Origin of the sequence: Orenia marismortui DSM 5156, from assembly GCF_000379025.1 — a bacterium.
GTDB classification, from domain to species: domain Bacteria; phylum Bacillota; class Halanaerobiia; order Halobacteroidales; family Halobacteroidaceae; genus Orenia; species Orenia marismortui.
This window is the reverse complement of sequence record NZ_KB900623.1, coordinates 275339-295551: the sequence shown is the minus strand read 5'-3', so window position 1 is coordinate 295551 and position 20213 is coordinate 275339. Positions and strand designations below refer to the sequence as shown.

Sequence of the window (20213 nt, the reverse complement as noted above, 5' to 3'; positions counted from 1 at the left end):
TATCTCCTCCTTGTATACTTATTTGCTTATAACTTATTCTAAATGTTTTATTTTATTAAAAATCATCTCTAAATTTTTCAAAATTATATTTATTTCTTCTTTTGAAATTCCCTCCATGATTAAAGAAAACCAATTGTAATAAGCATCTTTAATTTCTTGTTTTACACTCATAGATCTCTCAGTTAAATATATCAAAAAGACTCTTCCATCATCTAAAGAACGTCTTTTGCTAATAAAATTATTCTTTATAAGTTCCTTTATCGCTCTAGAAATTGTAGACTTATCAACCCCCATCTCCCAAGCTAATTCTTCTTGATTAATTCCATCACCATTATTATATAAATATATCAATATACTTGATTCATTACGATTAAGATTATATTTTTTTAAATTTTGCGAAATATATTTTTTATTATGTTTATGTAGACTCAAAATCCATTTACCAATAGGTTTATTGATTTCCATATTCCCTCCTTGATTAGTTGTTGTTGCAACTATAATATTAGCATAATTTAGCTTTATTTTCAACTATTACATTGCTTAATATGCTTTAAATACCATAATTATCTTTTTGTTTCTTTTTGATAAATTTATATAAGCAAAATTAAAAGTGACTAATAATTATTAGTCACTTTTAAAGTAGAAATATTCTCTATTAAATTATATTAATCTATCCTTTCAATAATATCTCTAAATTCCTTTAAAGACCCTCGCCAATCAACTTTAATACTACTACCATCTTTTCTATCAATCAAATAATCATCAATCAAGAAAGTCTTTACACCTAATTGACCAGCAATCATATCTTCTTGTAAGTCATTACCTACCATAATACATTGATCTGCTTTAACTTTCATTTTATTTATTACCTCTTGATAATACTTTAAATTGGGTTTAGCATAATGCATATTTTCATAAGAAGTTATTAATTCAAAATCCTTTACCTTCAATCCAACCCATTTGATCCTTTCTAAAACTGCTGTTTTTGGGAAAAGTGGATTAGTCGTTATAGCCAATCTATAACCTGCTTTCTTTAATTTTTTTATTATTTTTATAGCATCTTTATTTTCACTAAATCCCTCTCCAAGCAAAGAAAACTTATTCTTATAAAAATACTCAATTCTAGAACTCACCAATTCTGTATTTTGAACATCTAATAAAGAAAAGAAAGAATCCATAAAGACTTCTTGATTAGTCCTTCTACCATCATTTTTTATCATCTCTTCAGTTGATTTCATCAGTATCTTAATAAATTTATCAGAATCTCTTAATAAATCATGAAACTCTGCTGTTAAAGCCTTAAAATAATTTTTAAGAAATTCTTCAAAATCAATCCTTAATAATGTACCATCTAAATCAAATAAAGCTGTGTTTTGGTTTTGAATATTAATAGCAAACTCTCCCCCATCTATTTTATACTTTCTTATAATATTCTATCAAATTAGATCAGTACCTTCATAAAGTTACTATTTCTTAATTACAGCAATAATAACAAAGAAGTACTGATGATCAGTACTTCTTTGTTATTATTGGGAAGAATTGAATCATAATTTAGTTTAGCATAATAATTTATCCTTAATTTCATATTAGCTTTTGCTCTATTAAATAATACCATATTTATCATTATTCTTTGTTAATAAAACTTTAAATTTATGTTAAGATTATCATTGCCATTATATATAATTTATGGTATTATTAACTCTGTGATAAAAAGGGGTGATAATTTGAATACAAGTTATATAAGTTTATTAAAAAGTCAAATAAATTGTCTTAGAAATCACATGAATATAATGATTACTGAAGAAAATGGAAATTTGCTTAGTAATAAAGTTCAAGAAATAAGCCAAACACTAGATCAGAAAATATTAGAATATATGAGTATTAATAATTAAATATATATTATAGCTTTTTGCAGTATAAAAACTTTTATAATTGTTTTATAGTAACATTAATTAGATTAGAATTAAAAGAAAATATTATTTATTAGATGAATTAAACTATTAAATTAGATGATAAAAAACAAGTAAAAAGTAAGGTGGGGTGAAATTTGAATATTGATAAAAACTCTAAAAACAATAACGAATCAAAAATAAGGAATCAAGACAAAATAAAAGAACAAAATGAAAATAAAGAAATTGATAAAACCAAATTATCAAATAAGAAGATATCATCTTATTTTAATACTGCTTCATCATATAGTAAAAGAATTACTTCTTTTATATTCTTAATAGCGGCTATGCTTTTTACAGGAGCATTAATTCTAGAATTATATACTAAAGACTTCTCGAGCCTATTGCTTGATAAACCAGTTAAACTTGTAATTCTTGCTTTAATTACTACTCTACCTATCTACTCAATTAATATATTGTTCTTAACTACACTAAATGCCTTTAAGAAGACCTTATTATCTAAAAAGGAATTAAAGAATCCAAAAATAAGCTTAAGCAAAAATATATTCTCTGGTAGCTTATTCTCTTTGACCTTAATCTTAATACTCTTAAACTATGATTTTTTTAGTTATAAAATACTATTTAATGATAAAACCTTAACTGTGACTGACTTTATTAGACATATTGTAGCTTTAGAAGTAACTATATTTCTAGGAATGTTCTATGAAAAGATTAGAAAAAAACAGTTTATTTATGGACTAGTGATTATTTTAACTATCCTTATTTATTTTACTATTAGATATGTGATTAATACTTAAGAGACTAGATTAGATAGCTTAAGCTATCTAATCTAGTCTCTTAAATTTATTCTAAATCCTTTAGCTACTTTTAAATTAATAACTTAACATATTCTTAGTTTCATTTACAACCGTTAAAATTAACATTTAGACTCCACTAACATATTTTCTGTCCAAACTCCGATACTGTATTGCTTCTGCTATATGTTTAGAAGATATTATCTCTTCTTCTGCCAAATCAGCTATAGTTCTAGCTAATTTAAGTACTCGATCATAGGCTCTAGCACTTAAATTCAATCTAGTAATTGCCTTTTCTAACAGATTAATAGAAGCTTTATTCATAATACAGTATTTCTCTACCATAGCACTATTCATTTCTACATTACAATTAATCCTTTCCGATTTAAATCTGTCTAATTGAATTTTCCTTGCCTTCTCTACCCTCTTTTTGATAGTTACAGATCTCTCACCCTTTTCATAATTGGTCAATTCCTCCACTTCCAAGCGTGGTACCTCTAAATGAATATCTATTCTATCTAATAATGGCCCAGAAATTTTATTTAAATAACGATTAATTTTCTTGGGAGTACATCTGCATTCTTGTTTAGAATCTCCATAATAACCACAAGGGCAAGGATTCATAGCTGCAATCATCATAAATTTTGCAGGATATTCTAAAGTAGTCAACGCTCTAGAAATAGTGACCTTAGCTTCTTCTAAGGGTTGGCGTAAGACCTCTAAGACATGCTTCTTAAACTCAGGAAGCTCATCTAAGAATAAAACACCATTATGGGCTAAGCTTACTTCCCCAGGTTTTGGAATTCTTCCACCTCCAATCAAACCAACATCCGAAGTAGTATGATGAGGGCTACGAAAGGGACGACTAGTAATCAAAGATTTTCCCTGGGGTAATCTACCGATTATACTAAAAATTTTAGTAACCTCAATAGCTTCTCTCTTGATTAAAGTTGGTAAAATAGTAGGTAATCTTTTAGCTAGCATAGTCTTTCCTGAACCAGGTGGACCAATCATAATTAAGTTATGACCACCTGCTGCTGCAACCTCAAGAGCTCTTTTGGCAGCCTCTTGTCCTTTGACATCAGAAAAGTCAACCTTATATTCTTCATTATTTAAAGCTTGATAATCATAGCTAATGGTATCAATCTCTAAATTTCCATTTAAATAATCAATAACTTCTTGTAAATCTTTAACTGCTATAACCTTTAGACCTTCTACAACCGAAGCTTCTTGGGCATTATGCTTCGGTAGAATAATTCCCTTTTTACCATCTGCTTTGGCAGCCAATGCCATAGATAAGATTCCTTTTACACTTCTAATCTTACCATCTAAAGATAATTCTCCAATTAAAGCATAATCTTTTAATCTCTTATTATAAATTAAATCTGAAGCAGCTAAAATTGCAATAGCAATTGGCAAATCAAAGGCTGCACCTTCCTTCTTAATATTAGCAGGAGCTAAATTCACAGTAATCCTCTTAATAGGAAAAGGATATCCAGTATTTTTAATGGCAGAACGTACCCTTTCTTTAGCCTCTTTAACAGCCACATCTGGTAGCCCTACTATAGTAAAAGCAGGCAAACCCTTTGCTAAATCAACCTCTACCTCCACTGAATAACCATCTATTCCTAATACTGCATTACTTATGGCTTTTGCTAACATTCCATTCCTCCTAACAATAAAACGCATTTTTAAATAACTCTATCTCTTCCTTACCCCTATAAGCCGAGATAGCTACTACATCAAAACGAAAATCACTATCAATTTGGTGAAGACTTAAATAATAACTAGCTACTTTTTTTAATTTTAATTGCTTTTTATAATCAACCTTTTCTTGAGGGGTAAAATAAGATGCAATATTACTTAGCTTTACCTCTATAAATACTAAGTAAGCTTCTTTTTTTGCTATTAAATCTATTTCTCCATAACGGCACCAGAAATTTTCTTCTACTATTTTATAGCCTTTCTTAACTAAAAAATCTTTAGCTAACTTCTCGCCTCTTCTTCCTATTCTTCTTGTATTCATATAAGACCACCTACCCAATTATAAGATATACTAACCAGTATTGATAGAATTATACATTATTCACATAGCAATCTATATAAATTGAATTAAAGAATTTCATTAAAACATAATTAATTACTAAAATAATTTTTAGCCACGAATTAACACGAATAAAGGACTGAAAAATTAATTTATATATCAATTAATAAAAATTTCATATTATATACCTAAAATTTAAATTCTACTAATCTTTTAAGAATTAAAGTCTTGCGGGGAGTTATCTGTTCAACCCCAGAGAGGAATGAATGTGGAAACTCTTGGATGATTTACGCAGGTATTTTAGCTATTAGCTAACGGCTACTAGCTAATAAATAAGGTCAGAACTTAATTAGCATCCAAAAAAGTTTGGGGTTCAACTTCTTTCTAAGTAAATTTAAATTCTTTCTTATGTTCTATATATAATTTAATTTTCTTAAATTCTTCGTATAGATTAGTTAAATTTCTAGAAAAACAAGTTTTTTATTTATATTTTTATGAAAATTATTAGTTCAGCTTATATATATAGTTCTAGTTTAACCTTATACCTTAGAATCTTTAATATGCAAATTAATTTTTACAGCAAAGTAACTGTATTTAATAGGCAACAATAACATAATCTTTCTTTAAATAAAGTACTGATTTTAATCTTTCTGCATATAATAAGAGTAAAGGTAATCTTTAAGGTTACCTTTTAATATAGATAGCCCCAGCAAGTTAACTTGCTGGGGCTTTTTAATCTTTGACCTTTTATTATAAAATTAAAATATAATCACTTATCTAATTAATACATTATAATGCTTCAATTATTGTGTACATCTATGTTATAATTATTCTAGACTAATCTTAAAAGTCATTCTATAATCTAAAATAAGGAAGTGAATTATATGCAAAAGAATATTCAAATAGAAGAGTATATCGAAAAAAATTTAGAGTATAGTAATATCTTATTAAATTTCACAGAATTATTAAGCCTAATGACCAAAAAAGATTCTTCAATTAAATTGGATAAATTAGCTCCTAAAGAACTCATAGAAGAACTTCAAGGAGAATACTGGGGATTAGATGTAACAATTAGCCTACTTATCGGTCATGAAGCTTATGGTAAAAATGAATTATTTCTATTTGAAAGTAAAGAAAAAAGAGATGACTTCTATGAGTATTTAAATCAACTTGTAATATTATAATAGTAATTTCCTTTATACTAAACTCTTAAATCTATTGAATTCGATGGCATAATACTAGGTTTATCTAAAACTTTTAATAGAAGTCTTCCTTTATGCCATCCCTGTATCTTTACCTTAATCTTCTCTCCCACTTTGAGATCTGTCTTAGAGCTGGCTTCAATAGCCTTAGTACCAAATTTAAGAATGACACTCTTCTCCTTAACTTCAAGTACAGTTCCCTCTAATATATCTCCTGCTTTAATCATTCTACTATCACCCACCTATTAATTCATTAACAATCTTAAAAGAAGTACGATGAATTTCAGTCGGTCCATGTTCTCGAAGAGCTTGAATATGTTCTTGAGTTCCATAACCCTTATGGCTAGCAAAATTAAATTCTGGATACTGCTTATGATAATCTAATAACATCCTATCCCTAGTAACTTTTGCAATAATCGATGCTGCTGCTATAGAAATACTATGACTATCTCCTTCTACAATTGCTGCTTGAGGAGTGCTTATATTTGGAATAGTTTCTGCATCTACCAACAAAAATTCTGGACTAACGTCTAAATTATTAATGGCTTCTCTCATTGCTTGATATGTAGCCTGCAAAATATTTATTTCATCTATCCGCTTGTTATGAACAATTCCAACACCTATATCTATAGCTTGATTTTGGATTATATCAAACAATTCTTCTCTTTTCTTCTCTGATAATTTTTTAGAATCATCAAGGCCACTTATGTATATCTCTTCTGGCAAAATTACAACCGAAGCTACCACAGGTCCTGCTAAAGGCCCTCTCCCTGCTTCATCGATTCCACCAAGTACTTTATAACCCTGTTCTCTCAAACGATTTTCATGTACACTCATTCTTCTAAATTTATTTCTAGCCTCTAGTTCTTTCTTCTGTTTGCGCAAGATCTGTTGGGCTAATCTTTGCACACCTTTTCTTGAATCTAGAGCTAATTTTTCAATTAAATCCTCTGAAACCACCTCTAAAGATTTCACTTTCTTTTTTATCTCTTTGATAGTTAAATCAGATAGATCCATTAATTACTCCCCCAATCTTTAGGCATAACTTCTAATGTTAACCTTCCAAATTTTCCTTCTCTAAATTCTCTAATAATTATATCTGATACCCTCTCTCGATCAATTCTACCTCCTGATTGCAAACAACCTCTTCTCCGACCAATATCAGCCACTAATTCATATGTATCTGAATTCAAATAATCCAAATTAAACCTTTCCTCTAATTTCTCTGGAGCAACTTCTTGTAAAATTTCAACAATCTTATAAGCAAGCAGTTCACTATCAAAGATAATTTCCCTAATTGCTCCTGCAATAGCCAATTTAAAGCCCACCTCTTCATCTTCAAATTTAGGCCACAAAATCCCTGGGGTATCTAATAATTCAAAACCTTTTCTTAATTTAACCCATTGTTCTCCTCTAGTTACACCTGGTCTATTACCTGTACGTGCACTACTTTTATTACTTAATTGATTTATCAATTGTGATTTTCCTACATTAGGTATACCAACAATCATCATCCTAATATCTCTTTCCATTCTCCCTTTTTCTTTCATAGCTGATAAATCATCAGCCATCAATTCCTTAGCTAACTTTAAAATCTTATTTACCCCTTTGCCAGTTAAAGAATTAACAGCTAAGGTAGGTGCAATTTTAGAAAAATAATTTAACCACTTTTTAGTCTGCTGTGGTTCTGCTAAGTCTATCTTGTTAAGAACTATAATTCTCTTTTGTCCTTCCAAAAGATTATCTATATCAGGGTTTCTACTACTTACAGGAATTCTTGCATCTAAAAGTTCAATTACAACATCAATTAACTTTAATTTCTCTTCAACTTTTCTTTTTGCTTTTACCATATGTCCTGGATACCATTGTATTGACATTTATATCACCCCTTAATTAGTCCTATCCTATTTAATGGCCAAAAAATCACAAAGGCCTTTCCTACTATATTTTCTCTAGGAACAAATCCCCAAAACCTACTATCTTCACTATTATTTCGATTATCTCCTAACATAAAATAATGATTTTCTGGTACTTTAACCTCAGGAAAATCACTATAACTTTTTTCTAATGTATAGTCCTCTTCTAAAGCTTTACCATTAACATAAACTCTTCCTTCTATTATTTTAACTCTATCTCCTGGTAATCCTATCAGCCTTTTAATAAATCTTCTGCTAGGATCTACTGGATATTTGAAGACAATTATCTCTTGCCTCTGAGGTTCCCTGAATCTATAGATAAACTTATTAGCAAATATCCTATCTCCAGGCTTTAATGTTGGTCTCATAGATCCTGAGGGTATATAGAAAGCTTGTGCAACAAAAGTAATAATTAAAAAAGAAATTACTAAGGCAATCAAAATAGATTGTAAGTACTCTTTTAACATTTTAACAACACTCCTATACTTAGGAATTAGCTGATAGCTAATAATTATCAGCTACTAACTACTATCCATTAGCAAAGAAAATAAGTATGATAGTTTTTATATACTTATCGATCACACAAAATCCCAAGACCCTAGAGAATAAACTAACAAAGAACAGCAAATAAGCAATCTACATAAAAGCTAAATATAATATATTCTTTACTAAAAATAATTTATTATTCTATAAGAATAATCCATGTATGTAAAAAGGGACAGGCTAATAGCCAGTCCCTGCTGTAATTTAAGTTATTAATTAAAATCTCTTTTCTTTTACTTGAGCAGCCTTACCTCTACGTTCTCTTAGGTAATATAATTTAGCTCTATTTACATCTCCACGTCTCTTAACTTCAATCTTATCGATCTTTGGAGAATGCAATGGGAAAATACGTTCAACTCCAACTCCAAAGGATATCTTTCTAATAGTGAAAGTTTCTTTGATACCTCCACCTTTTCTCTTGATAACGATACCTTCGAAAATCTGGATTCTTTCTTTTCCACCTTCCTGAACTTTTACGTGAACTCTAAGAGTATCACCAGAGTTAAATTCAGGAATATCATTTTTTAATTGCTCTTTTTCTATAGCATCAATAATATTCATTAGTCTTGCCCCCTCTCTCAAGACGTTCTTAAACCACTTAAGGCCAGAGGACCGCCTGTTGTCACACTGAAATATTATAGCATAATATCATATAGATTACAAGAGGATCATTAAATTAAATTTAAATAAATTATAAGTACTTAATACTATTCAAACCAGCTCTCTCCTAGCAATCTATCTAAAATAATAGCAGCAGCACTTCTTACAGAAAGGTGATTATAATCCCCTGCTCCATAGATTGGTTCTAAAATATATTCTGTAGAAGTCATAACTTCTTTAGTCAATCCCCAACCTGTACCTAATAAGACAAGATAAGGTCTATCTTCAGTATGTATCTTCTCACGCAAATCTTTATAAGTAATAGTATTAGGATAAATTCTAGCATCTGTAGTTACTAAAACTGGATCTTCACCCTCAATTTCTTTAATATCTTCTATTACATCCTCTAATTCAGACTTTACATCAATTACACTAAAAGCCTCTTTTCTATCTGGATTATACTCTGATCCAAAATCACCTGACCAATATTCTCTCATTTTATTGACTAAATCTTGTTGTGACTTTAAATGATTAACAATATAGTATTTCTTTACATTATATGTTCTACTAGAACGAGCAATATCATGCAAGTCAAAATTAGTTACTGTAGTGGTAATGACCTCCATCCGTTTATTATATACTGGGTTATGTACTAAGGCTAAATAAAATTTAGGTTCTCCCATCTTATCCCTCCTCATTTATCTCTTCTTTAATCTCTGCTAACAATAGCTTATCATCTTTTGATAAAGATGCATTAGCTAATAAATCCGGTCTTTTGAATAAAGTCTTCTTTAGGGCCTTCTTTCTTCTCCAGCGGTCAACTTTAGCATGGTCTCCACTTAATAATACTGAAGGAACCTTTAGCCCTTTATATTCCTGTGGCCTTGTATATTGGGGATAATCTAGGACATCACCATAAAAAGAATCTTGAATAGCTGATTCTTGGCTACCTAAAACTCCAGGAATCATACGAGATATAGCATCAACTAAGATCATAGCAGGTAACTCACCACCTGTTAAGACATAATCTCCAATAGAAACTTCATAAGTAACTAATTCATCTCTAACCCGTTGGTCTACTCCCTCATAATGACCACATAATAAGATTAGTTCTTTCTCTTCAGCAAATTCTTTAGCCATATCTTGATTAAAGGTATCACCTTGTGGAGTTAGAAAAATAACTGGTATATCTCTAGAAGCTAGCTTTAAATCATCAACTGCTCTAAAGATAGGTTCTGCTTTCATTACCATTCCAGCCCCTCCACCATAAGGATAATCATCAGCTTGATTATGTTTATCAGTTGTGTAATCACGTATATTTATTGTATTTATATCAATTAAATCTTTTTCCTGAGCTTTATTCAAAATGCTAGAATTTAATACACTAGAAAACATCTCAGGGAATAGAGTTAATATATCAAATTTCATCTTATCACCTTACCTTAATCCTGGTAATAGTTTAACCTTCATTCTTTCAGTCGATAGATCAATATCTAATATAACATCTTTTATAGCTGGTAACAATAACTCTGTTTCCTCATCCTTAACTATATATACATCATTTGCACCTGTCTCTAAAATTTCATTAACAATCCCTAAATATTCACCTTTATCAGTATAAACTTCAAGCCCTATTACATCTTCAACATAATAATTATCTGCGGATAACTCTACTTTATCTTCTTCTGCTATTTGAATCAAGTAACCTTTATGGTCAATAGCTTGTCCAATCTCATCAAAGCCTTCAAATTTTAAGATAATAAATTGTTTATGATACCATACATCTTCTATATAGACCTCTTTTTTATCTCCGTTCTTAATTAAATAAACACTGTCTAATTGCTCAAACCTCTCTAAAAAGTCAGTTAGTGGTTTAACCCTAACTTCACCTTTATTTCCTTGATGACGAATTATCTCCCCAATGATAATCATATCTGATGTCATAATTTTCACCTCTCTTTATTATACCCCTACAGACTATAAATTAGTAAAAGGCTAGAGTTAAAACTCTAGCCTTTTTATAATAATCAATCTACAATTTCTACTGTAACCTTTTTGTTAGCCTTAATTGCTGAAGCTGTTATTATGGTTCTAATAGCTTTAGCAACTCTTCCTCTTTTGCCAATGACCTTACCCATATCTTCATCAGCAACACTTAACTCTAAAATTACAGCCTGACCATCTTCTTTTTCTTTTACTCTAACTTCCTTAGGATTGTCCACAATATTCTTCGCAATTGTTTCCAATACCTTCTTCAAAGGGAGCACCTCCAATTTTAGCTTAACACCCTTATTTCTTCATTTCATCAAACTTTTTCATAATTCCTTGACGACTCAAGATATTTCTAACAGTATTAGAAGGTTGTGCTCCATTGCTTAACCATTTTAATGCAGACTCTTCATCTAGTTTAACTGTTTCTGGATCAGTTGTAGGATTGTAATATCCAAGTTCTTCAATAAATCTTCCATCTCTAGGCTTACGAGAATCAGCAACAACTAATCTATAAAAAGGATTTCTTTTAGATCCCATTCTTCTTAATCTAATTTTTACTGCCATTAACTTTCACCTCCTTGTGAGTAATAATTTATAATTTAATATATTTAATTTACTAATTACTATTTAACAATAACTAGTAACTCAAAACTATTTTACATAAAAGGTAGCTTAAATTTGCCTTTTAATCCACCGCCACCTAATCCTTTCGTCATATCCCCCATCTGTTTCATCATCTTTCTGGTCTGTTTAAATTGCTTTAACAAACGATTTATATCTTGAACAGTGGTTCCACTTCCATCGGCAATTCTACGCCGTCTACTTCCATTAATAATCTCTGGATGACGACGTTCATCAATAGTCATTGAATTAATAATTGCTTCAATTTTATCTAATTCACCTTCATCCATCTTCAATCCCTTAAGTTGTTTACCTACACCAGGGATCATGCCTAATAGTTCATCTAAAGGTCCCATATTTCTTACTTGATTCATTTGATCTAAAAAATCCTCAAAAGTAAACTCTTGTTTTCTTAATTTTTCTTCAAGCTCTTTAGCCTTCTTAGCATCAAATTGCTCTTCAGCTTTCTCAATTAAAGTTAAAACATCTCCCATCCCTAAAATTCTAGAAGCCATTCGATCTGGATGGAAAGGTTTTAAATCATCTAACTTCTCTCCAAAACCTCCAAATTTAATTGCTTTACCAGTTACTGAGCTAATAGATAATGCAGCACCACCACGAGCATCACCATCTAATTTTGTTAAAACAACTCCATCAATTCCTAAAGCTTCATCAAAGCTTTGTGCTACATTTACAGCATCTTGCCCAGTCATAGAATCAACAACAAGTAATATTTCATGAGGTTTTACTGCCTTTTTAACATTTTTTAATTCATCCATTAACTCTTCATCTATATGCAATCGTCCAGCAGTATCTATAATTACTACATCATGGCCATTAGATTCAGCATTACTGATAGCAGCTTTAGCAATATCGACAGGATCTTGCTTATCTCCCATGCTGAATACTGGTTGATCTACCCTTTCACCTAAGACCTGTAGTTGCTTAATAGCTGCCGGTCTATAAATATCACCAGCTACTAATAAAGGATTTTTCCCTTGTTTTTTCAAAAGTTTGGCTAACTTACCAACAGTAGTAGTTTTACCTGCCCCTTGTAAACCAGCCATCATAATAACTGTTGGTGGGTTAGAAGCAAAAGTAATTTTACTTTGACTACCCCCCATCAGATCAGTCAATTCTTCATTAACTACCTTAATTACTTGCTGAGCAGGAGTTAAGCTATCTAGTACTTCATGCCCCACAGCTCTTTCTTCTATCTTTTTAACAAATTTCTTTACAACTTTAAAATTTACATCTGCTTCTAATAAAGCCAATTTTACTTCTCTTAATGCAGTTTTTACATCCTTTTCTGATAACTTACCTTTTCCTTTTAGTTTATCAAAAGCATTTTGTAACTTATCGGCTAATCCTTCAAAGATCACATCAATTCCCCCTCTTGGTAGGCTTGTAATCTAGATAAAATACCTTTTAACTCTTTTGACTCTTTATCTTTTAGTTCAGCTTCAATATTATCTAACAAATCCTTTAATCTATCTAATTCATCTTTCATATTATCGTAATATTTGACTAAATTCAATTTGCTTTCATACTCTTCTAATGCTTCTTCAGAACGCTTTAAGTTGTCATAAACAGCCTGACGGCTAATCCCTTGTTGTTCAGCAATTTCACCTAATGATAGATCATGATGATAATATAATCTAACAAACTCCTGCTGCCTTTCTGTCAAAAGACTAGAATAAAAACTAAATAACTTTCCAACTCTAACTACCTTATCTATGCTTAACAAAAAAATCACCTTCATTCACTGTTAAGGGATTTCACTTTACAGATGATAATATACCACACAATTATAGGATTGTCAATAATATCTTAGTATTTTAATAAAATTATCTTTTAGAGTTTACTAAGTCCAACTTAAAAATCATATAATATCCAGATTATGAAACCTTATATAGACTAAACTTAACAGTTACTAAAAAATACCATGTCCTAATTAACCTGAGATTTAATTTGAAATATAAACACTAAGCCTCTATAAAATTTTAAAATTAAATTTATAATTTTTAAGAAATTTAGGTATAAATTTAAGGCCGGCAATCGCCGACCCTAAATTAACTACTCTTCTTCAAATCCACCTTCAAATAAGGCTTCAATAAATGATTCTGGCTCAAAATCCTGTAAATCTTCTGCAGACTCACCAACACCAATTAACTTAATTGGAATACCTAGCTCTTCTTTAATTGCTACTACTACACCACCCTTGGCTGTACCATCTAATTTGGTTAGAACTATACCATCTACATCAACGGCATCATTGAATAATTTAGCTTGAGAAATTGCATTTTGACCCGTTGTAGCATCTAATACCAATAATACTTCAACAGCCATATTATCTGCTTCACGCTTAATTACTCTTTTAACCTTTTTTAACTCTTCCATCAAATTAGATTGGGTATGTAATCTACCAGCAGTATCTACAATTAATAGATCTACTTCTCTTGATTTAGCAGCCTGTACCGCATCATAAGCTACAGCAGCAGCATCTGATCCCTCTTGGTGGGCAATGATGTCAACCCCCACCCTAGAAGACCAAACCTTTAATTGATCAATTGCAGCAGCTCTAAAGGTATCTCCAGCACCTAACAGAACTTCCATACCTGCTTCTTTAGTTCTTTGCGCAATCTTACCGATAGTTGTTGTCTTTCCAGCTCCATTTACTCCCACAACCATTAATATAGTAGGCTGATCATTATCTTCCTCTTTAGTACCTTTAGTCAGAATTTCAGTTAATTGATCTTGGAATAATTTAGTCAATTCCTTTAGTTCTTTAATCTTTTCTTCCTTAGCCTTACCTCTCAGGTTATCTACTAACTTCATTGTAGTATGTACTCCTACATCTGCTTGAATAAGAATCTCTTCTAATTCCTCATATAATTCATCATTAATAGTAGAAAATTTACTAAAAAGATTTTCAACTTGAGCTACAAATCCTTCTCTAGTCTTAGTTAACCCTTTCTTTAGCCTGGAGAAGAAGCCTACTTTTTCTTCTTTTTCAATTTCTTTATCTATTACATCTTCTTTTACTTCATCTTCCTCTACCATTTCATTGGCTGTAGTAGTTTCTTCAACCCCTTCTATTTCTTCTTTTTTCTTATTTTTTTTAGCAAAACCAAAGATCTTTTTTAACATTAATCTTTCCCCCTATCTATTTCAATTCTAACGGTTTACATAAGTCTGTATATTCTTGAGCAATTCCAAAACGTCTCTTTCTAATTTCTGCTTCTTCTTCAGGCGTTTCAGCTGCATAATATTTCTGACCTACTTCTTCATATTCGTCAGCTAAATCAGCTACCTTAGGTAATAGTTCAATCACTGTAGCTCCTTTAATAGCTCCATCTTTATCATGGCCGATAGCTATTACAGGTCTTCCCCAAGTTCCTGGTCCTGCCATAGCATCACCCATATGCATTACTCCAGTTCCTCCAGGGTGAGTATGCACTATTGCAATATTGTTGGGAATCACTTTAGTATAAGCTTCTTTTAAAGAAAGTCCAGAAATATCAGTATAACTAGAAGCTAACATTCGAGAAGGTACATACCCCATCCCCCCAATAACAATTTCTCCTTTTTGGACAATATGTCCATCTATGATTTCTCCAATTGCTGCTACTTCTCTACCTTGTTCCACTTCTGTAGATTTAGCAACCAATCTTTCAGCAAATTCTTTATCAATAGAATTCACTTCAATAGCTGGTACTTGCCAATCATCTTCATTAATTTTAGTTAAGTCAAACTTTTGCTCTGGTATATCTATCTGCTTTAACTCTTTACAAATATCCAAATAATTTAGTTGTAAATTAAAAGACTCTCGTAAAATTTCCCGTTCTTCCTCCATAGTTTTAGCTGTTAATCTATGTAATTGAATATCTTCAGACTCAGTGGACAAATCAAAATATTCTTTCTTTGGATATATAATACCTACTCCTGCACATTCTCCCATCTTAACCCCAATACTAATTAGAGGGATATTAAAAATATCTAATCCTCCTGTACCTACAATAATACCAGTTTTCCCTGGGTTAGTAGTAATAATTACAGCATTTTCAGGAAGCTGGTTAATAGACTCAAGCAAAGATTCACCTTCAGTCTTAGCCACTTTGGCTAGCATCTGTCTATAAGGCAAACCAGATATTCCTCCATTTACTATTTCAGTTAAAGCATCAACATATCCTTCTTGATTAATAAAGCCTATTGCTCCTGCTGATCTTCCTTGACTTAAATGATTACTTCTATCTACTAATCTATCTACTATAAATTTTGCTATTCCTCTTACTTTCATACTATACCTCCTTTAAAGGATATTTTTCCTCTTTATTAAATTCTATATGCAACTTCAAGTCTTATACTATCTATCTAATAATCAATATTTAAAGCTAACAGCTTCAAACTACAGATATAATTATAAGATCAAATTTATGATTTCTATAAGATATGATAAAGATTTTTAACCATAAATCTCAATTAATTTTAATAAATTAATTATTCCTCATATTCCTCTAATTCCTCCATATTTAGAGATACTAATTGAGATACTCCAGACTCTTGCATTGTAACACCATATAAAGCATTAACTGCTGCCATAGTTCCTTTTCTATGAGTTATCACAATAAATTGAGCCATCTCTGAAAGCCTTCTTAAGTATTCTGCAAATCTATTAACATTAGCATCATCTAATGGTGCATCAAGCTCATCTAATACATAAAATGGACTAGGATTAACCTTCAGTAATGAAAAGATTAAAGCTGTTGCTGTTAATGCTTTTTCTCCACCAGACATCAATGATAACTTTTGTAACTTCTTCCCTGGCGGTTGAGCATTGATTTCTATTCCTGTAGTTAATAAATCTTCCTCATCTTCTAAGTTTAACTCAGCTTGTCCACCTTCAAATAAATCAGTAAAGATCTTTTCAAACTCTACTTTAACTTGCTTAAAAGTATTTATAAACTTTTCTTTCATCTCTTCTTCAATTTCTCCAATTACCTCTTCCAAAGATTCTTTAGATTCGACTAAATCTTGATGCTGCTCTTTTAAGAAGTTAAATCGTTGACTTAAAGTTTCATATTCTTCAATAGCACCTAAATTTACTGGTTCTAATCTTTTCATTGACCTTTTAAGCTTAGTTATGGTCTTCTCTGCTTTATCATAATCTTTAATTTCTTCAACCTCAGAGGTAATTTCATATACCTCCAACTCATATTCTTCTTGCAATCTATTTTCAATATTCTCTAATTTAACTTGTAACTGTGCTAAATCTACTTTAATTTTATTATATTCTTCTTGTACCTTCTCATACTTGCTTCTAATATCTTTAGATTCTTTCTGATATTCATCAATCTTAGCCTTAATCTTTTTCGATTCTGTTCTAAAATTATCTAGATCTTCTTTTAGTTTAATAACCTTTTGGCTCATCTCTTCTTTTTCCTTAAGCAATTCATCTTGCTTAGAATCTAGACTATCAACCTTTTGCTTGAAACGAGTTATCTCTTCTTCTTTATTTTTAATTTCATTTTCAGCATCTGTAATTGATTTTTCTTTAGAATTAATCTCCTCGCTTATATTCTCTTTTTCTTGCTTCAATGAAGCAATTCTAACTTTTAAATCTGTAATTTCTTTAGATAACCCTTCTTTTTTACTTTCTAAAGATTTAATATCTTCTTCCACCTTAAAAATTACATCCTTGATATTAGAATCATCATCTGTTAAATTATCTAAGGATCGAGTCAATACCTTAATCTTATCTCTTAAACTAGATATACTTACCTTAAGTTCTTCTAATTCATTATCTCTATTATTGATTTCATCTTTTAACCTTATCAAATCTCTACTTACTTGCTGATAATCCTTAGAATAATTTGTTGCTTCTATTTCTAAACTATGTATTCTCTTATTTAACCCTGTTAAAGAATCTTCTGATTTTACTAAATTTTCTTTCTTTTCAATACCTTTTTTCTCTAACCTGGATAGCTTAATATTAAGCTCTTTAACTTCTTTAGATAAATCCTCAATCTCACGCGAACGTCCTAATATATTATTATTCTGATTACGACTACCACCAGTCATCGAACCACCAGGGTTTACTACATCCCCATCTAAACTTACCACTTTTACTCTTTTATCTGCTGCTTTAGAAATCTTAACTGCTGCATCTATATCCTTAGCAATAATCACTCTACCAAGAAGATTATCAACAACTGATTTATATTTATCACTAAAACTAACTAAATCTCTTGCAACTCCAATAGCTCCATTAATATCTAAAGCATCTTTTTCTCTACTATTTAAATATCTAGAAGATACTAAATTAAGAGGTAAAAAAGTTGCTCTTCCTCCCCTGTTCTTCTTCAAATAAGAGATAGCCTTTTTCCCTACTCTATCATCTTCTACAACAATATTCTGTAAAGCACTGCCTAAAGCAACTTCAATTGCTGTTTCATAATCCTTAGGGGTATCGATTAATTCAGCCAATACACCACATACTCCTTGTAGTTGATTGCTTTCTTTAACATATTTTAATAAGTTTTTAACGCCCCTATAGTATCCTTGATAATTTTCTTCCATTCCTTCTAAAACTTTTAATCTAGATTCTTTAGATTTAACCCTATCTTTAAAATCATCATACTCATCTCTTAAATTATTCAATTCCTGTTGTAACTTATTATTACTTAGCTTCTCTTCTTCAGCCTTCTCTTTATTTTCTTGTAAATTCAACTTTATCTCTGTTAGCTTCTCTTCTTTTAATTTTTTTTCCCGTTGAATTTCATCAAGTTCTACTTTTAAATCCCTTTTACTATCTTCTAATTTTGCAATTTCTTTTTTATGCCTTTCAATCTCTCTATTTGCTGTTTCTAATTCATGTTTTTCCTTATTAATCTTATTAATCTGATTTAATTGATTATCTTGAAATTCTTTCTTTATATTTAATTTTTCTTCCAATTTAATACTTATACTAGATAATTCTTCTTCTTTTTCATCTAGCAATAGAGACTGTTCATTGATAGTCTCTAGCAAATTTCTTCTTTTCTCATCCTTATTATTGATTTCTTCTCTAAAAAATTCTATTTTATCTTCTAGCTTAACAATTTCATCTCTTAACCTTTTTCCTTGGTCTAAAAGATTACTCTTTTGTTGTCTAGCTAATTCTAACTTGTTTTCTATTCTCTCCACATTACTTTTAGCTTCAAAAATCTTATCCTTCTGTCTATCAGAAGAGACTGATAACTCTTCTAAGCTTTCTTTCTCTTTATCAATTCTTAAGTCATATTCATTAACGGCAGCCTTAGATTCTGTAAGCTGATAAGATAGCCTTTGCTTATTAGCAATATCTTGATCTAGTTGCTCTTCTAATTTCATATATTTATTACTTAGAAGATTAACTTCTATCTCTTTTAACTCTGATTTATATTCGATATATTCTTCAGCTTTTTTCGATTCCTTCTCTAAAGGCCCAACCTGTCTTTCTATCTCCCTAACAATATCTTCAATTCTTTGTAATTTCTGTTCAGTACTGTCTAACTTCTTCTCAGCTTCTTCCTTACGACTTTTATGCTTACTAATACCTGCTGCTTCTTCAAAAAGCTCTCTTCTATCTGTGGAATTTTCGCTTAAAATAGTTTCTACTTTACCTTGTCCAATAATAGAGTATGCATCTTTTCCAACACCTGTATCCATAAATAACTCTTTAATATCCTTTAATCGGCACTGATTATTATTTATTAAATAATCACTCTCACCACTTCTGCTAACTCTTCGGCCAACAGTTACTTCCTTATACTCAATTGGTAAAGAACCATCTCGATTATCTAAAGTTAATGTAACTTCAGCAATCCCCAAAGCCCTTCTCTTACTACTACCAGCAAAAATAACATCTTCCATCTTAGCTCCTCTTAGAGTTTTAGCACTTTGCTCCCCTAAAACCCATCTAATCGCATCTGAGATATTACTTTTACCACTACCATTAGGCCCAATCACACCTGTAATTGCAGGTTCAAAGTCTACCTTTACCTTGTTAGCAAAGGATTTAAACCCTTTTATTGTTATATTTTTAAGAAACATAACACTCATCCTTCCCCTAAAAGAGTTGTCAAAGATAACTGTTATAAAAATTTATAAATAATTATCTTATATTCAAAATTTAATCATAAATTTACGATTTTATAACAAGTCTAAACTTTATTTTAACATAAATAGAAGAAAAAATAAATAAGACAATAAAACCTACCTGCAAATGCAGGTAGGTTTATAAGAACTCTTTATATTATTTTATTTCCTATCTTGGCTCAACAATAAATTTAATAGCCGTTCTTTCTTGACCATCAATCTCAATCTCAGAAAATGCAGGAATCGCTACTAAATCCACACCATTTGGTGCTATAAAACCTCTTACAATAGCAATAGCTTTTACAGCCTGATTTATAGCTCCAGCACCAACACCTTGTAATTCAGCTCTGCCATCTTCTCTTATTACAGCAGCTAAAGCTCCAGCCACAGATTTTGGCTTTGATTTTGATGATACTTTTAACATTTCCATATTACTTCCTCCCCTAATTTCCATATTAAGTATTTCTTATATT

The 20213-nt window shown here is 30.6% G+C and carries 23 protein-coding genes; 3 read left to right on the top strand and 20 right to left on the bottom strand.

Translation table 11 applies throughout. The annotated features are described in order from the left end of the window. Window positions 1-33 precede the first annotated feature (33 nt). Window positions 34-465 (bottom strand): MarR family winged helix-turn-helix transcriptional regulator, encoded by a 432-nt coding sequence (locus OREMA_RS0115120; protein ID WP_018250090.1) that lies wholly within the window; start codon window positions 463-465, stop codon window positions 34-36. A gap of 200 nt (window positions 466-665) precedes the next feature. After that, entirely contained in the window at window positions 666-1385 is a 720-nt protein-coding gene (locus OREMA_RS0115115) for an HAD family hydrolase (RefSeq protein WP_040657470.1), read from the bottom strand. 267 nt (window positions 1386-1652) lie between these two features. Between OREMA_RS0115115 and OREMA_RS19450 the strand changes: the two genes are divergently transcribed. Together OREMA_RS19450 and OREMA_RS0115105 are read left to right on the top strand one after the other, a co-directional pair. Next, window positions 1653-1892 carry an aspartyl-phosphate phosphatase Spo0E family protein gene (locus tag OREMA_RS19450; RefSeq protein ID WP_083900144.1) on the top strand — a complete coding sequence of 80 codons (240 nt, stop codon included), beginning with the start codon at window positions 1653-1655 and terminating at the stop codon, window positions 1890-1892. A 155-nt stretch (window positions 1893-2047) separates the two neighbouring features. Continuing rightward, window positions 2048-2707, top strand: coding sequence for a hypothetical protein (locus OREMA_RS0115105; RefSeq protein WP_018250087.1), 660 nt, complete (start codon window positions 2048-2050; stop codon window positions 2705-2707). A 126-nt stretch (window positions 2708-2833) separates the two neighbouring features. Here OREMA_RS0115105 and OREMA_RS0115100 read toward each other — a convergent pair whose 3' ends face one another. Both OREMA_RS0115100 and OREMA_RS0115095 read right to left on the bottom strand, forming a co-directional pair. Beyond that, entirely contained in the window at window positions 2834-4366 is a 1533-nt protein-coding gene (locus tag OREMA_RS0115100; protein ID WP_018250086.1) for a YifB family Mg chelatase-like AAA ATPase, read from the bottom strand. Between the two features lie 10 nt (window positions 4367-4376). Continuing rightward, on the bottom strand, window positions 4377-4730 hold the full coding sequence (locus OREMA_RS0115095; RefSeq protein WP_018250085.1) for a YraN family protein: 354 nt from the start codon (window positions 4728-4730) through the stop codon (window positions 4377-4379). A gap of 902 nt (window positions 4731-5632) precedes the next feature. Here OREMA_RS0115095 and OREMA_RS0115090 point away from each other — a divergent pair. Beyond that, window positions 5633-5932, top strand: a complete 300-nt coding sequence (locus tag OREMA_RS0115090) for a hypothetical protein (RefSeq protein WP_018250084.1) — start codon at window positions 5633-5635, stop codon at window positions 5930-5932. 17 nt (window positions 5933-5949) lie between these two features. Here OREMA_RS0115090 and OREMA_RS0115085 read toward each other — a convergent pair whose 3' ends face one another. The 16 genes from OREMA_RS0115085 to OREMA_RS0115010 all read right to left on the bottom strand — a co-directional run bounded on the left by OREMA_RS0115085 (window position 5950) and on the right by OREMA_RS0115010 (window position 20170). Further along, a complete protein-coding gene (locus tag OREMA_RS0115085) occupies window positions 5950-6177 on the bottom strand; it encodes a hypothetical protein (protein WP_018250083.1) in 228 nt (75 codons plus the stop codon). Window positions 6178-6184: 7 nt separating this feature from the next. Beyond that, a complete protein-coding gene (locus OREMA_RS0115080) occupies window positions 6185-6967 on the bottom strand; it encodes a ribonuclease HII (protein WP_018250082.1) in 783 nt (260 codons plus the stop codon). After that, window positions 6967-7827, bottom strand: coding sequence for a ribosome biogenesis GTPase YlqF (gene ylqF, locus OREMA_RS0115075; RefSeq protein WP_018250081.1), 861 nt, complete (start codon window positions 7825-7827; stop codon window positions 6967-6969). The genes OREMA_RS0115080 and ylqF overlap by 1 nt, the downstream gene beginning before the upstream one ends. Window positions 7828-7832: 5 nt before the next feature. Continuing rightward, window positions 7833-8333 (bottom strand): signal peptidase I, encoded by a 501-nt coding sequence (lepB, locus tag OREMA_RS0115070; RefSeq protein WP_018250080.1) that lies wholly within the window; start codon window positions 8331-8333, stop codon window positions 7833-7835. A 292-nt stretch (window positions 8334-8625) separates the two neighbouring features. After that, window positions 8626-8970 carry a 50S ribosomal protein L19 gene (gene rplS, locus OREMA_RS0115065; RefSeq protein ID WP_018250079.1) on the bottom strand — a complete coding sequence of 115 codons (345 nt, stop codon included), beginning with the start codon at window positions 8968-8970 and terminating at the stop codon, window positions 8626-8628. A 146-nt stretch (window positions 8971-9116) separates the two neighbouring features. Next, window positions 9117-9692, bottom strand: coding sequence for an RNA methyltransferase (locus OREMA_RS0115060; protein WP_018250078.1), 576 nt, complete (start codon window positions 9690-9692; stop codon window positions 9117-9119). A 1-nt stretch (window position 9693) separates the two neighbouring features. Then, window positions 9694-10437 carry a tRNA (guanosine(37)-N1)-methyltransferase TrmD gene (gene trmD / locus OREMA_RS0115055; RefSeq protein ID WP_018250077.1) on the bottom strand — a complete coding sequence of 248 codons (744 nt, stop codon included), beginning with the start codon at window positions 10435-10437 and terminating at the stop codon, window positions 9694-9696. A gap of 9 nt (window positions 10438-10446) precedes the next feature. Beyond that, window positions 10447-10953, bottom strand: a complete 507-nt coding sequence (rimM, locus tag OREMA_RS0115050; RefSeq protein ID WP_018250076.1) for a ribosome maturation factor RimM — start codon at window positions 10951-10953, stop codon at window positions 10447-10449. 83 nt (window positions 10954-11036) lie between these two features. Continuing rightward, window positions 11037-11267 (bottom strand): KH domain-containing protein, encoded by a 231-nt coding sequence (locus OREMA_RS0115045; protein ID WP_018250075.1) that lies wholly within the window; start codon window positions 11265-11267, stop codon window positions 11037-11039. A 31-nt stretch (window positions 11268-11298) separates the two neighbouring features. After that, window positions 11299-11565 (bottom strand): 30S ribosomal protein S16, encoded by a 267-nt coding sequence (gene rpsP, locus OREMA_RS0115040; protein WP_018250074.1) that lies wholly within the window; start codon window positions 11563-11565, stop codon window positions 11299-11301. Between the two features lie 92 nt (window positions 11566-11657). Then, window positions 11658-13004, bottom strand: a complete 1347-nt coding sequence (ffh, locus tag OREMA_RS0115035) for a signal recognition particle protein (RefSeq protein ID WP_018250073.1) — start codon at window positions 13002-13004, stop codon at window positions 11658-11660. Beyond that, window positions 13001-13378, bottom strand: coding sequence for a YlxM family DNA-binding protein (ylxM, locus tag OREMA_RS0115030; protein WP_407667771.1), 378 nt, complete (start codon window positions 13376-13378; stop codon window positions 13001-13003). Before ylxM ends, ffh begins: the two co-directional genes overlap by 4 nt. A 320-nt stretch (window positions 13379-13698) precedes the next feature. Beyond that, a complete protein-coding gene (gene ftsY, locus OREMA_RS0115025; RefSeq protein WP_018250071.1) occupies window positions 13699-14772 on the bottom strand; it encodes a signal recognition particle-docking protein FtsY in 1074 nt (357 codons plus the stop codon). Window positions 14773-14788: 16 nt separating this feature from the next. Further along, complete coding sequence (locus OREMA_RS0115020; RefSeq protein ID WP_018250070.1) at window positions 14789-15922, bottom strand: hypothetical protein; 1134 nt, start codon at window positions 15920-15922, stop codon at window positions 14789-14791. Window positions 15923-16122: 200 nt separating this feature from the next. Beyond that, window positions 16123-19695, bottom strand: coding sequence for a chromosome segregation protein SMC (gene smc, locus OREMA_RS0115015; RefSeq protein ID WP_018250069.1), 3573 nt, complete (start codon window positions 19693-19695; stop codon window positions 16123-16125). Between the two features lie 214 nt (window positions 19696-19909). Next, window positions 19910-20170 (bottom strand): stage V sporulation protein S, encoded by a 261-nt coding sequence (locus tag OREMA_RS0115010; protein ID WP_018250068.1) that lies wholly within the window; start codon window positions 20168-20170, stop codon window positions 19910-19912. Between the last annotated feature and the right edge of the window lie 43 nt (window positions 20171-20213).